We start from the raw sequence: 13465 nt of genomic DNA on the forward strand, positions 1-13465 counted from the left end.
TTTCGCAGTACAATCCGCGACAGCAACACAGTTCACGAGAAAGAGGCGTTCTTATGCCGGGCTTCGGCGTGGTTGTCATCGTCATCGTCGGCTTATACATACTGAGTTCGATCAAGATCCTGGCGGAATACGAGCGCGGCGTCATCTTCCGGCTGGGCCGCCTGCTGGCGGAGGCGAAGGGCCCGGGAATCATCCTGGTGTTCGCTCCCGTGGATCGCATGGTGCGCATCTCGCTGCGGCAGGAGGCGCTGGAGGTCCCGCCCCAGGACATCATCACCCGCGACAACGTGACCCTGAAGGTCAACGCCGTCATCTTCCTGCGCGTGATCGACTCCAACAAGGCGGTGGTGCAGGTCTCGAACTATCTCTACCAGACCTCGCAGTTCGCCCAGACCACCCTGCGCTCGGTGCTGGGCGAGGTCGAGTTGGACCAGTTGCTCTCCCACCGCGACATGCTGAACACGCGCATCCAGAGCATCCTGGACACGCACACCGCGCCCTGGGGCGTGAAGGTGGTGAACGTCGAGGTCAAGCAGGTGGACCTACCGGAATCCATGCTGCGGGCCATGGCGAAGCAGGCCGAAGCGGAGCGCGAGAAGCGCGCCAAGGTGATCCACGCGGAGGGCGAGTTCGCGGCGGCGCAGCGCCTAGTGGAGGCGGCGCACCTCCTCGCGACCGAGCCCATCGCGCTGCAACTGCGCTACCTGCAGACGCTCACCGAGATCGGGGTGGAGAAGAACACCACCATCGTCTTCCCGGTGCCGATCGACATCATCGGCAATATCCAGAAGCTGCTGGAACAATCGCTGGGTAAACCGAAGTCATAGATCTAAAAGAGCGGAGAATCGAATGCCGGAACAAGACGTGGAGGTAACCTTGGGCACAGGAAAACTGCTGGGACTGTTCTTCGGGATGGTGGTGGTCTGCGCCATCTTCTTCGGCCTGGGATACTCGATGGGCAAGAATGCGACGCCCGCGGGATCGCTGATCACGGACGGCGGACCGTCGGTGGTGCAGGCGGGCCCGAAGCCGACCCCGGCCCGCACCCCGCCGACTGCGGCATCCACGGACGCTGGCGCGCCCCCGACGGCGCCCAGTCAGGCCGACCTCACCTTCTACAAGTCCACGGAGCAGAAAGAGGTCGCCGCCAAGCTGACGCCGGCCGCTGAGGCCAAGGCTCCACCGTCCGCTGCGCCCGCCACGCCAGCCGCGGCTCCCAAGCAGGCGCCCGCTCCCGAGATGCATTCCGGGGCCGGCTACGTGGTGCAGGTGGCGGCGGTCGCCAAACAGGAAGACGCGGAAGCCCTGGCCGACGCCCTGCGCAAGAAGAGCTATCCGGTATTCGTGATGAACACCGCCAATGACAAGCTGATCCGGGTGCAGATCGGGCCCTTCGCCGAACTCCGGCAAGCCGAAGACATGAAGGCGAAGCTGGCGGGCGACGGATACAACGCAATCGTAAAGAAGTAGCAAGGACAAATCAGATCGCAGAAGTCAGAATGCAGAAGTAAATGCCTTCTGGAGTCTTACTTCTGCAATCTGCCTTCTGCGTTCCTCGTTGCCTCTGCATCTAATCCGTATCGAAGCGCTGTTCCTTCCACGGATCTCCGTACATGTGGTAGCCGTTCTGCTCCCAGAAACCGGGCGCGTCGTTCTCCAGGAACTCCAGGCCCCGGACCCACTTCACCGACTTCCAGGCGTACAGATGGGGAACGATGAGGCGCAGCGGGTATCCATGCTCGGGGCTGAGCGCTTGCCCGTCGTGATGGGTAGCGAAGAGGACATTGGGACGGTCGAGATCGGCGAGCGGAACGTTGGCCGTGAAGCCCTGTTCGGCGTGGACCAGGACGCACCTGGCTTCGGGTTTCGGCCGCGCCAGGCGCAAGATCTCGCGAAAGGACACGCCCTCCCAGCGATTGTCGAAGCGGCTCCAGCGGGTGACGCAGTGGAAGTCGGAGGTCACCTGGGTCCGGGGGAGCTTGTTGAATCCATCCCAGGCGAGTTTCACCGGGCCCGCGACCAGGCCCCAGACCTTGAAATCCCAGGTGGCGGGATCGAAACCGGGCACCGAGCCGTAATGCAGCACCGGCCACTTGAGCGTGGCCGCCTGACCGGGAGGCAGGCGATGCGCCTCCTTCATCCGGAGCTCAAGCTCCTTCCGCTCATTGCCTTCGAAGAGCATGACGTTGTGATTCACGCCGGAGAGGAAAGTTGCACAACCGGCGTCGCCCCACTGCCGTGGGGCTCGCTGCGAGCTGCCAACGGTAGGTCCTCACGCTCATCCCTAACGGGAGTTCGCTCAGGATGTACGAAAGAAAAGGGCCGGGACGAGGCCCGGCCCAGGCAGACTCAGGAATCAGCGCGAGACCGCGGTAAACAGGTCGGTCTGGAGCAACGACTGGAAGCGCTGGTCATCGCTCTTGAAGTGGACCTTCAAGGTGGAGGCGTCCGACTCCACGGTGGTGTTCTCCAGGGCGTACTGTTCGGAGCCCTTGGCGTTCATCTTGCGATACATCAGGCCCGCCTTGACCAGCGAGGAGAGCGTGGCCGCGGTCATGTTGTCGGCGGTCAGCACGCTGAGGTCGAAGTTGACGCCATTGTTGAAGTCCATGGTGTAGTAAGAGCCCGACAGACGCTTCTTGACCGTTTCGTAATCCGCCAGGCCGGCGGCGTCACCCAGGGCCGAGCGCATCATGTTCCGCGTCCCCTCGGCGTCGAGCACGCTCCACACCGCGCCTCCGCTGACCGACTGGATCAGGTCGGTGACATCGGCGTTGCTGTTGAGGCTGCGCTTGTCCCCGTCACGGGTCTGCAGCGCGTTCCTCACCGCGCTCGAGTCTCCGAAGACCAGGGTCCAGTCGTCGAGGAACGCCATCTCCATCCCGTTGCCCATGGGGTAGATGGCCGATTTGTGGTACATGGCGGGCTTGATTCCCTTCTTCTGCATGCGGGCGACCACGCGGGAGCGCCCGAATTGCCCGTTGGCAACGCCCATGACCTTCAACGTGGACTTCGGCTTGGCCTCCGGGTTGTCTTTGGGGGGCGGCATGGTGACGCGGTAGGAGACGAAGGTCAGGCTGTCCATCTGAGTGGCAGGGTCGATGCCCACAGCGCGCAGGGCCGTCTCGAACTGCTTCAGGTTTTCCGGCAGCACGCGGCCCTTCAAGGCCATGGCGGTCTCGGAATTGGTCACCCGGCGATAATCCACGGAGATGATCTGCTGCACCTCGGCGGGAATCACGGCATTGGCCGCCGTCCCCAGGGTGGCCGCCATCGCCGGCAGCGCCAGCAGCAGAACCAACAGAATCAGCACACTACGCTTCATAGGACCTCATTGTTCGGATTCGATGCCGGAAAGATGTTCCCGGCGGAGCTGTGGTTGGACGGGAACATCTCTGCTTAGCACGTTTATACCACCGAAACCCTGCTCCCAAGAGAAGGTTTCGGGTGACTTGAGAAGCACTCGGTGCTCAGCAAGACTCATGCAGGTTTCAGGGCCGCGGTCTTCCGGCGGGTCTCGGAAACAAACTCGTGATCGGTCAGAGACTCGAGGTTGATGTCCACATTCGCCAAGGCGCCTTCGACGGCGGCGCGGGAAAGTGCGGCGGCCACGGTCAGGTCGGAAGCCATCTTGGGGTTGGTGATGGCCTTCAGCGAGCCGGTGATGCGGCCGACCTCCGCGCTCCGCTCGGCAACACTCAGGGGAACGTTGGTCGCCTGGCGCAAGGCGGCGTTGATGGCGGAATCGCCGTTGGGAGACTCCTTGGCCGCCTTGTAGGCCTTGACCACGGAATCGTAGGAGGCGGCGTCGGCGTCAATGGCTGCTTTCAACTCCTCGCGGAGCTGTGAAAGGCGGGCGATGGCTTCGCCCAGCTCGCGGTCATACTGCAGGTAGTTCTTCTTGCCGCGGGACATGGCGGCCACCATGTGGGCCAGGCCGGCGGCCATGGCGCCGGCCGCGGCGGAGGCGCTGCCGCCTCCGGGGGTCGCCGTCGGCGCCGCCAGCTGTTCCACGAACGGTTCCACGCCCCCGCGCAGTCCTCCGACCGCCATCTTTCCGCCCATGATGGCGGCGAGGCGGTTCTCCAGGATCAGCGAGGAATCGAAATTCTCCACCTGAAGGAACCACTCGGCGGCCTGCTCCAGGGCTTTCTTGGGGATGAGCCCGACGATCTCGCTGGAGAGCGGCATCACGCCGTAGCGGGCCGCTTCCCGTTTCACGAACTCGAAGACGCGGGCCACCGGCGTCTGCTCGAAGTCGGTGAGGTTCATCGAGACCTGGGCCAGGCCGCGCACCGGGAATCCCGCGGCCTTGACGTAGCGCAGGCCGCCGGTCGAGAAGCGGATGGCCTTGGCCACCTTCTTGGCGATCTCTACGTCGGGGGTATTCAGGTAGATGTTGTAGGCGATGAGGAACTTGCGGGCGCCGACCACGGTGGCGCCGGCGGTGGGATGGACGCGCGGCTCGCCGACGTCGGGCTTGCGCGCAGGGTTGGTGGCGATCTCGTCGCGGATGCCCTCGAACTGGCCACGGCGGATGTTCTCCAGGTTGGTGCGCTCCGGGGTGGTGGCGGCGGCTTCGTAAAAATAGACGGGGATCTGGTAGCGCTTCCAGATCTCCTCGCCGACCTTGCGGGCGATGGTCACACAGTCGTCGATGGTCACGCCCTCGATGGGGATGAACGGCACCACATCGGCGGCGCCCAGGCGCGGATGCGCCCCCTGGTGCCTGGTCAGATCGATGAGCGCCGCGGCCTTGCCCACGCCGCGGATAGCGGCCTCGGCGATGGCGTCGCGGTCGCCCACGATGGTGATGACGCAGCGGTTGTGGTCGGCGTCCATCTCGCGATCCAGCAGGAAGACGCCGGGGAGCTTCATCGCCGCGACAATGGCGTCAACCTTGGCTTTGTCGCGGCCTTCGGAGAAGTTGGGGACACATTCGACGAGAGACATAACAAGCCTGCCGGATGAATTGAAACAGTCGAGGATAGCGGGTTAGCAAGCCGGTCGCAACTGCACAAGAGATCCCTCGCGACCGAGGTCGCTCAGGATGACGCCGGCGTCATTTCCACCAGTGATATCCGAGCGTGAACTGGATGGTGTTGATACCCGGGTTGGGAGAGGCGAGGCCGGCGTTGGAGATATGCACGTACCGCGCTGCGAGATTGATGGAACGGTTGTGCTGAATGAAGAACTGCAACCCCGCTGCAGCTTGAGGCGTGAAGTTCACCGCATTGGTGCCGAAAGGCACGTCGTGATTGGTGAAGAGAAGCCCCGCTCCTCCCTCCAGGTAGGGCACCACCTTCTTCCCGGCAGAGAAGTTGTATTTCAACAAGACGGGCGTGAATCCGCCGCCGTAAGAGTTCTCCACCGGTTGGAAGACCACGTAGGCGGGGATCAGATCGACGGCGTACTCGAAATGGTCGGTGAGCAGATATCCGACCCGCAGGCCCGCGTTCCAGACCTGCGTGTCTTCGGTCCCGCCGGGGACCCAGGTTCCGCCACCCGTCCAGATACCGAGCTCCCAGGCGCCTTTGTGGATGGAGTTGGAGTTTTGCGCGGCAACAGAGACACAGAGCAGCAGAATGACGGCGGCCAGTCTCATCAGGTCGTTCCTTGGCATGCGGTTCCGAAGAAATTAGCAGGAGTGGAGACGGTTTGGCGATAGCAAACAAAGCACGGTGCACAGAAGAAGCCGCCCCCTGGGGCGGCTTGGCTGACGACCGGCGACTGACGACTAGCGACTAACTCGCCACTTCCTCCAGCGCCTTCTGGTCGATATCGAAATTGGAGTACACGTGCTGGACGTCGTCGTGGTCCTCCAGCGCCTCCAGCAGGCGGATCATCGTGCCGGCCTGCTGCCCTTCCAGCTTCACGTAGGTCTGGGGCAGCATGGCGATCTCCGACGTGGTAACCGGCAGATTGGCCTTCTTCACCGCCGCCAGCACGGGCTCGTAGCTGTGCGGGTCGGTGACGACTTCCCAGTTCTCGCCATCGTCGCGCAGGTCTTCGGCGCCGGCGTCGAGCACGACGCCCATCAGGTCGTCTTCCTTCACCGCGGACTTGGGGATGGTGACCGAACCTTTCTTGTGGAACATGTAGGCGACCGAACCGGCCTCGCCCATGTTCCCGCCGTTCTTGGTCAGGACGTGGCGGATCTCGCTGACAGTGCGGTTGCGGTTGTCGCTGGAGATCTCGATGAGCATGGCCACCCCGCCCGGCCCGTAGCCTTCCAGGGTGAACTCTTCGTAGCTGACGCCGGGGAGTTCGCCGGTACCACGCTGGATGGCGCGCTTGATGTTGTCGGCGGGCATGTTCTCCGCCTTGGCGGCGGCAATAGCTCCGCGCAGGCGCGGATTCTTGTCGGGATCGCCCCCGCCCTTGGCCGCCATGGTGATCTCCTTGATCAGGCGGGTGAAGATCTTGCCGCGCTTGGCGTCCAGCGCGCCCTTCTTGTGTTTGATGGTGGCCCATTTGGAATGGCCGGACATGCGAAACCTCGCGTGCTGGGGGGACCAGCAGAGATGAAGGCAATCGCGGATTATAGCAGTCGCTAGTCGCTGGTCGCTAGTCGCTGGCTAACGCCGAAGCTGTTGCGGACGCGGGTCGGGCGGAAGGACCTCCGGCTGTCGGGTACGGGCCTTGTAGGTGTAGAGGACCGCGAGCAGCGGCGCCGAGACCAGCACTCCGATGAAGTTGAAGAAGAAGCCGAGCACCAGCGGGGTCAGGATGGAGGCCCAGATGGGTACCTTCACCGTCCGCTTCATGATGTACGGCTGGAGCACCAGGCCGTCGGCAACGGCGATCGTCGCGTACAGGATCAGGACGTAAATCAGGCGCATGCCGCCGCCGCTGGTCACGCCGGCAAAGGCGGGGCCGATCAGCGAGAGGATGGGACCGAAGTGGGGAACATATTGAAACGCGAAGGCGAGCAGTGCCCAGAACGGAGCCCAGGGCACGCCGATGATCCACAGCCCCACCAGCCAGATGCCGCCGACGATCAGCGAGTCGTAGGTCTGGGCGACGAACCAGCGGTGCAGGGCCGAGCCGGTGGTGCGCAGGTGGTCTTGAAGATCCATGTCTTCCCTGCTTAGATGCTATCGAACCGAGATTCCACCGTTCGCTGTAAACCTCGCCAAGGGAAATCCGTCAGATAGGGTAACAGCCGGGTATGGAAGACGCGCTCGAGATCACGGCCGCCGGGCGGTTCGCGGAAGGGGTGACTCCGCTTGATTTCGAGCGGCTGGTCCCCGAGTACCAGCAGCGGATCTACCGCATCCTGCTGGGCCTGGTGCGGGACCCCGACACGGCCGACAACCTGACCCAGGAATGCTTTGTGCGCGCCTACCAGAAGCGCGCCGCCTTCCGCGGAGACTCCAGCGTGGCGACCTGGCTGGTCTCGATCGCCATCAACTTGGCCCGCGACCACGCCCGCAACCGGCGCACGCACTTCTGGCAGCGGCTATTCGCCACTCCGGTCGAGGAGCGTGAAGAGGCGATGGCCAGCGCCAGGGACCGCGGTTCATCCGCGGAGCAGCGGCTGATCGCCTCGCAGCAGCTTTCGCAGGTCTGGCACATAGTGGACGGTCTCTCTCCACGGCAGCGCGAAGTCTTCCTGCTGCGCTTCGTCGAGGAGCTGCCGCTGGAGCAGATCGCCGAAGCCACCGGGATGCAGGTCGGGACGGTGAAGGCGCACCTTGCACGGGCCGTCTCCACCGTTCGGCAACGAGTGAGGGAGTATGCAGTTAGAACGACACCTGAACGACACTGAAGTCGGCGAACTGCTGGCCGGCGAGGGGATCGACGAGGCGACGAGGCATGTGGCGCGTTGCACCGCATGTTCGTCCGAGGTCACCGAGCTTGCCACCTTGCGTGACGCTCTGCGGGGCGAGTTGAGCGGGGCCGCCGACCGTCCCGAGCACTTCTGGATACGTCAGCGGGCGCGGATGAGGGAGCGGTTGACGCAGCAGAGGCCGTGTTTGCGCTGGCCGATCGCGGCCATGGCGGCCCTGGCGGTGCTGAGCTTCGGGCTCTCCAGTATCAAGACGCCAGCCCCGGCGCCGGCCCGTGCGGTGCAGACCGTCGACGCCGACGACCTGCTGCTGCGCGACATCCAGCACTCGCTGGCGCATCGGGCCCCGGAGCCGCTCATGCCGGCCAGCGTCCTGCTGCAAGAGATGACAATCGATTCAAGGAAGCACGAGAAGAGGGAGAACTGAATGAAACGCATTGTGCTGATCGTACTGTTACTGTTCTTTGTCGCCGGCCCAGCCACCGCCCAGGAGGCTGGAGTACGTCGACATACAGGGCCGCTGGGCGCGGCTCCCACGCCGCCTCCGGCTCCGCCCGCACCGCTGGGCAAATGGTGGAAGAATTCGGACGTGGTCAAGGAGCTGCAACTGAGCGATGCCCAGATCAAGCAGATCGAGCAGACATTCATCGACTACCGCCTGAAACTGATCGACCTGCGTGCCGAGGTGGAGCGGCAGGAACTGAGGCTGCAGCCCCTGATCGAAGCCGATCGCCCGGACGAGCAACAGGTCGGGGCGCAGGTGGATGCGGTGCTGGCGGCCCGCGCCAAGCTGGAAAAGACCAACACCATGATGATGCTGGCCATCCGGCGGGCGCTTTCGGTGGAGCAGTGGAAGAAGCTGCAAGCCATCCAGCAGAAGCGCGAGGGGCCATTCATGCGCCACTTCGAAGGGCCGGTACCGCAGCCCGGCGCACACATGGAGAGGGACGTCTTCTACTACCGGCGCGGCCCCGGAGGTGCGCCTGAGGCAACTCCCCCGCCGCCCGGCGCCGAGCACGACGAGTAGTCTTTCCCGCGGCCGCCATGGTCCCCTGCCCGGCAATGGCGGCCGCTTTTTTCCATGCTAGACTTGGTTGTGGGCATCCCCCTACAAGTGAGAGAGCAGCGATGAAATTCGGCGTACTGGTGTTCCCGGGCTCCAACTGCGATCACGACGCCTACTGGGTAGCCGGGCAAGTGGCCAAGCAACCGGTAACCTTCCTCTGGCACGAAACCCACGACTTGGAGGATTGCGACGCCGTCATCGTGCCCGGCGGCTTCGCCTACGGGGATTACCTGCGCACCGGGGCCATCGCCCGCTTTGCTCCGGTGATGGAATCGGTAAAGAAGTTTGCCGCCTCGGGCGGGCTGGTGATCGGCATCTGCAACGGCTTCCAGATCCTGTGCGAAGCGGGATTGCTGCCCGGCGCGCTCATGAGGAACTCAGGGCTGAAATACATCTGCAAGCACGTGCACGTACGCGTGGAAAGCATCGACACGCCCTTTACCAACGCCTGCCGGAAGGGCGAGGTGCTGCGCATCCCCATCGGGCACATGGAAGGCAACTACTATTGCGACCAGGCCACGCTGGACGCGTTGCAGCGGCAGGAGCGGGTCGTCTTCCGCTACTCGACCCCCCAGGGTCAGATCACGGCGCAAGCCAATCCCAACGGATCCCTGGACAACATCGCCGGCGTCTGCAGCGAGGGCCGCAATGTGCTCGGCATGATGCCGCACCCCGAACGCGCCAGCGAGGACCAGCTGGGTTCGGCTGATGGGTTCAAGGTCTTCCAGTCCATGGTCGGAGCGCTGGCCGCAAGATAGCAGTCAGGATCACATCCTCAGCGAAAAGCCCCGCGCCCACGCGGGCTTCTCTTCTTGGGTACAATGCAGCGCGGGGGTCGTTATTCATCCGGAAAAGGTGTACGAATTCGGGCCTTTCCGGCTCGAAGTAGAGGAACGGCGCTGCCTCAAGCGCGGCCAACCGGTCCGGTTGCGCGGCAAGGTGTTCGACACACTGGCGGCCTTGGTCACTCACCATGGCCGGCTGCTGCGGAAAGACGAACTCCTGGGGATGGTCTGGCCGGACACGATCGTCGAGGAGAACAACCTCGACCATACGATCTCGCGCCTTCGCAAAGCGCTGGGAGATCAGGGGCAGTACATCGAAACCGTCCCCCGCCAGGGATACCGGTTCGTTGCCCCGGTGACGGAATCCGACCGCACCGCAGCGCCACCGGCTGTCGTGCAGAGACCTCCCCAGATCCCGGAGCAGAAGATCTGCTTCTTCACCACCGACGACGGCGTCCGCATCGCCTACTCCACAGCGGGGAGCGGGCCGCCGCTGGTCAAGGCGGCCAACTGGCTGAACCACCTGGAATTCGAGTGGAAGAGCCCTATCTGGCGGCATTGGATCCCCGAACTCACCCGCCGGCACACGCTCATACGTTACGACGAGCGCGGGAACGGGCTCTCGGACTGGAACATCCAGGACTTCTCCTTCGAGGCCTGGGTGCGGGATTTTGACCAGTTGATCGACACCCTGGGGCTGAAGCACTTTGCGCTGCTGGGTATCTCGCAGGGAGGCGCGGTGGCCGTATCGTATGCGGTCCGGCACCCGGAGCGGGTCAGCCGCATGATCCTCTACGGCGCATTTGCCCGCGGCTGGTCGATGCGCAACGCCCCGCAGGAGGTGGAACGGCGTACCGCCTTGCTGACCCTCATCAAGTTCGGCTGGGGAAAGGACAATCCCGCATTCCGACAGCTTTGGAGCTCCTTGTTCACTCCCGATGCGCCGCCGGAGCAGTTCGACTGGTTCAATGAGCTGCAGCGAGTGACCACGTCGCCGGAGAATGCAGTCGAGCTGCTTTCCGCCGGGGGACGCATCAACGTGGTGGACTTGCTGCCCAGCGTGCGCTGCCCGACCTTAGTTCTTCACAGCGCCGGGGATGCGGTCGTTCCCATCGCGGAGGGCCGGCTGCTGGCGTCGCGCATTCCCGGTGCGCGCTTCGTGGAACTGCCCAGCCGCAACCACCTGGTCATGGCACACGAGCCCGCCTGGAAGGTATTCACGCGTGAGGTGCGGTCGTTCCTTGAAGAAGATGCCGCGCAGTACGCGGGTGGTTCCTTGCGGCTGGTGCGCGGCGGGCGAAGATAGGGCGCCCCGTTACTGGAACGCCTCCTTGTTGACCACGTAGGGCATCTTGCGGACGTCGCCGCCGTAGTTGCCTTCCAGCATGTCGATCAGCCCCTGCACGCAGCGCCCGGCCATCCCTTTGTCGGGCTCTGGGGAAAGGCGAGTGATGGTGGCGGCGCTGGCGAAATGGGGAAACAGGCGCAGCCGGTCGGCGATCTCGGGATCGCGCAAGGGCGAATCGGCGGGCAGAGGCTCCTTCTCGAAGACGTCGATGGCAGCACCGGCGATCCAGCGCTCCTTCAGGGCCTTGTACAGCGCGTTCTCCTCCACCACCGGACCGCGCGAAGTGTTCACCAGATAAGCGCTGGGCTTCATCAGCCGGAAGGTCTTCTCGTCGAACAGGTGATACGTCGGGGTATCGGATTCCCCGGGCCGCAGCAGGGGCACATGGACGCTCACGAAGTCGGCCCGGCGAAGCGCTTCTTCAAGGCCGACATAGCGGATATGGCGACGTTCCTTGCAAATCCCGGTCGCGGCCCGCTGGTCCATCAGGGTCTGAATATTCGCGACGAAGCGCTCATTCTGGTACTGCGCGTCGTAGCAGAGGATGTCCATGTCGAAGCCGATGGCCTTCTTGATGAGGGCCAGGCCGATGCGGCCGGTGCCGATCACGGCCAGCGTCTTCCCGGTCACCTCGTCGCCGAGGAACGGCAGGAAGGGATGCCAGGTCTCCCACTTGTTGTCGCGCAGGAGATGCTCGGCGGGCCACAGCTTGCGAGCGGCGGCGGCCAGGATGAAGAAGGCAAACTCCGCCGTGGCCTCGGTCAGGACGTCGGCAGTATGGGTGAAAGGGACTTTGTAGCGGTTGGCATCAGCCCGGTTGATGTTGTCGAAGCCAACGGCGATCTGGGCCACGCCCTTCAGGGTCCCCTTGCCGGCTTCGAAGACCTCGGCGTCAATCGGGTCGCGCAGGGTGGTGATCAGGCCGTCCACGCCCGACTTGACCTTCTCGATGATGAGCTTCTTGGGGGGCGGCTCGGGCTTGGGATACACCTCGAGCTCATAGCCGCGCTGGCGAAGGATGTTCAAGGCCGGGTCGCCGATATCGCAGGTAGCAAAGACGCGAAAGCGTTTCTTTTCGTTCAAGTCAAAACCTCAACACAAAGGACACAAAGATTTCCACGAAGGACACAAAGGAAACCGTACAAAGCAAAGCAGAGACGCCCCACCACGTCTCTGCTGATCCAAGTCCGCCGGGCGGGCCGCCCGGCGCTACACAACACCTACAGGTTCTTGTTGGCCCACTGCTCGACGCGGTCCAGCGCCTTGTTGATGTTCTCGATCGAATTGGCGACGCTGAAGCGCAAATAGCCTTCGCCGAACGCGCCGAAGGCGGTGCCGGAGAGCGCCGCCACGCCCGCCTGTTCCAGCAGGGCGTCGGCCAGCTTCTTCGACGGCCACCCGGTCCGGGTGATGTTCGGGAACATGTAGAAGGCGCCCTTGGGCTTCTTGCAGGAGAAGCCCTTGATACGATTGATGCGGTCGTAGAAGACGTCGCGGCGGCGGCGGAACTCGTTGCACATGCGGTCCACCGACGACTGGTCGCCGCGCAATCCGGCCGCGCCCGCCACCTGGGTAAAGCTGGCGGTGCAGGAGTTGGAGTTGGTCATCAGGCGGGCGATATGCTGCGCCAAGTCGGCGCGCATGACGCCGTATCCCAGGCGCCAGCCGGTCATGGCATAGGTCTTGGAGAAGCCGTCCAGCAGGATGACCCGGTCCTTCCAGCCATCCAGCGACATCAGGGAGTGATGCTCGCCTTCGAAGATCAGGCGGCTGTAAATCTCGTCGGAGAGGACGAAGATGTCGCGGTCGCCGATGGCCTCGGCGACGTCGCGGCTGTCCTCCTTGGTCATCACCCCACCGGTCGGGTTCTGGGGCGAGTTCAGGATGATGAGCTTGGTGCGGTCGTTGACCAGCGACTTCAGCTCGTTCACGTCCAGGCGGAAGTCCCGGTCTTCGCGCAGCTGGATGGGGACGGCCTTGGCCCCCAGGAAGTTGATCATCGACTCATAGATGGGGAAGCCAGGGTTGGGGTAGATGACTTCATCCCCTTCTTCAACCAATGCCATAATCGTGAAGAAAATAATTGGCTTGCCACCAGGCACAACAACAACTTCATCGGCCGTGGCCTTGACCCGGCGGGAGCGGCTGACGTCTTCCGCGATGGCTTCGCGCAGGGTCGGCAGGCCAGCCGAGGGGCCGTAGTGGGTCCAGCCCTTGTGCAGGGCGTCGGTGGCCGCCTCAATGATGTTCGCGGGGGTGTCAAAATCGGGTTCGCCGATCTCCAGGTGGACGATGTCGCGCCCCTTGGCTTCCAGGGCGCGGGCCTTCACCAGCACCTCGAATGCCGTCTCGGTGCCGAGGCGGGACATGCGGCGTGCCAGGCGCAGTTCGGTCTGTGTAGCTCTCATGGAATGACCTCGTATGAATGCAGAATGAGCAGCTTCCCGGCGTCACCGACACCGGGGGAAGGAACC

The 13465-nt window shown here is 63.8% G+C and carries 15 protein-coding genes; 7 read left to right on the forward strand and 8 right to left on the reverse strand.

Annotated elements, in window-relative coordinates; genetic code table 11:
* Positions 1 to 53 precede the first annotated feature (53 nt).
* Both VMS96_10845 and VMS96_10850 read left to right on the forward strand, forming a co-directional pair.
* Positions 54 to 827, forward strand: a complete 774-nt coding sequence (locus VMS96_10845) for a slipin family protein (protein HVP43921.1) — start codon at positions 54 to 56, stop codon at positions 825 to 827.
* 22 nt (positions 828 to 849) lie between these two features.
* A complete protein-coding gene (locus VMS96_10850) occupies positions 850 to 1470 on the forward strand; it encodes an SPOR domain-containing protein (GenBank protein ID HVP43922.1) in 621 nt (206 codons plus the stop codon).
* Between the two features lie 100 nt (positions 1471 to 1570).
* Here VMS96_10850 and VMS96_10855 read toward each other — a convergent pair whose 3' ends face one another.
* The 6 genes from VMS96_10855 to VMS96_10880 all read right to left on the reverse strand — a co-directional run bounded on the left by VMS96_10855 (position 1571) and on the right by VMS96_10880 (position 7079).
* Positions 1571 to 2140, reverse strand: a complete 570-nt coding sequence (locus VMS96_10855; GenBank protein ID HVP43923.1) for a sulfite oxidase-like oxidoreductase — start codon at positions 2138 to 2140, stop codon at positions 1571 to 1573.
* A 216-nt stretch (positions 2141 to 2356) separates the two neighbouring features.
* Positions 2357 to 3325 carry a hypothetical protein gene (locus VMS96_10860; protein HVP43924.1) on the reverse strand — a complete coding sequence of 323 codons (969 nt, stop codon included), beginning with the start codon at positions 3323 to 3325 and terminating at the stop codon, positions 2357 to 2359.
* A 155-nt stretch (positions 3326 to 3480) separates the two neighbouring features.
* Positions 3481 to 4953 carry a glutamate formimidoyltransferase gene (ftcD, locus tag VMS96_10865; GenBank protein ID HVP43925.1) on the reverse strand — a complete coding sequence of 491 codons (1473 nt, stop codon included), beginning with the start codon at positions 4951 to 4953 and terminating at the stop codon, positions 3481 to 3483.
* Between the two features lie 109 nt (positions 4954 to 5062).
* Positions 5063 to 5605, reverse strand: a complete 543-nt coding sequence (locus tag VMS96_10870) for an acyloxyacyl hydrolase (protein ID HVP43926.1) — start codon at positions 5603 to 5605, stop codon at positions 5063 to 5065.
* 139 nt (positions 5606 to 5744) lie between these two features.
* Positions 5745 to 6491: a YebC/PmpR family DNA-binding transcriptional regulator gene (locus VMS96_10875; GenBank protein ID HVP43927.1), complete on the reverse strand. Its 747-nt coding sequence runs from the start codon at positions 6489 to 6491 to the stop codon at positions 5745 to 5747.
* Positions 6492 to 6578: 87 nt separating this feature from the next.
* Complete coding sequence (locus VMS96_10880; protein ID HVP43928.1) at positions 6579 to 7079, reverse strand: AI-2E family transporter; 501 nt, start codon at positions 7077 to 7079, stop codon at positions 6579 to 6581.
* Between the two features lie 92 nt (positions 7080 to 7171).
* On the opposite strand from VMS96_10880, the gene VMS96_10885 reads away from it, so the two are divergent.
* The 5 genes from VMS96_10885 (at position 7172) to VMS96_10905 (ending at position 10949) form a co-directional block, all read left to right on the forward strand.
* Positions 7172 to 7771 (forward strand): sigma-70 family RNA polymerase sigma factor, encoded by a 600-nt coding sequence (locus VMS96_10885; GenBank protein HVP43929.1) that lies wholly within the window; start codon positions 7172 to 7174, stop codon positions 7769 to 7771.
* Positions 7740 to 8219: a hypothetical protein gene (locus VMS96_10890; protein ID HVP43930.1), complete on the forward strand. Its 480-nt coding sequence runs from the start codon at positions 7740 to 7742 to the stop codon at positions 8217 to 8219. Before VMS96_10885 ends, VMS96_10890 begins: the two co-directional genes overlap by 32 nt.
* Complete coding sequence (locus VMS96_10895; protein ID HVP43931.1) at positions 8220 to 8819, forward strand: periplasmic heavy metal sensor; 600 nt, start codon at positions 8220 to 8222, stop codon at positions 8817 to 8819.
* 101 nt (positions 8820 to 8920) lie between these two features.
* On the forward strand, positions 8921 to 9616 hold the full coding sequence (purQ, locus tag VMS96_10900; GenBank protein HVP43932.1) for a phosphoribosylformylglycinamidine synthase subunit PurQ: 696 nt from the start codon (positions 8921 to 8923) through the stop codon (positions 9614 to 9616).
* 97 nt (positions 9617 to 9713) lie between these two features.
* The gene (locus VMS96_10905) at positions 9714 to 10949 is read left to right on the forward strand and encodes an alpha/beta fold hydrolase (GenBank protein ID HVP43933.1); all 1236 of its coding nucleotides are present in this window, start codon (positions 9714 to 9716) and stop codon (positions 10947 to 10949) included.
* Between the two features lie 9 nt (positions 10950 to 10958).
* Here the strand turns inward: VMS96_10905 and VMS96_10910 are convergent, their stop codons facing one another.
* Together VMS96_10910 and VMS96_10915 are read right to left on the reverse strand one after the other, a co-directional pair.
* The gene (locus VMS96_10910) at positions 10959 to 12074 is read right to left on the reverse strand and encodes an NAD(P)-dependent oxidoreductase (GenBank protein ID HVP43934.1); all 1116 of its coding nucleotides are present in this window, start codon (positions 12072 to 12074) and stop codon (positions 10959 to 10961) included.
* 137 nt (positions 12075 to 12211) lie between these two features.
* On the reverse strand, positions 12212 to 13399 hold the full coding sequence (locus tag VMS96_10915; protein HVP43935.1) for a pyridoxal phosphate-dependent aminotransferase: 1188 nt from the start codon (positions 13397 to 13399) through the stop codon (positions 12212 to 12214).
* Positions 13400 to 13465: the final 66 nt, after the last annotated feature.

It is taken from the genome of Terriglobales bacterium, from assembly GCA_035543055.1.
Lineage (GTDB): Bacteria > Acidobacteriota > Terriglobia > Terriglobales > Acidobacteriaceae > JAIQFD01.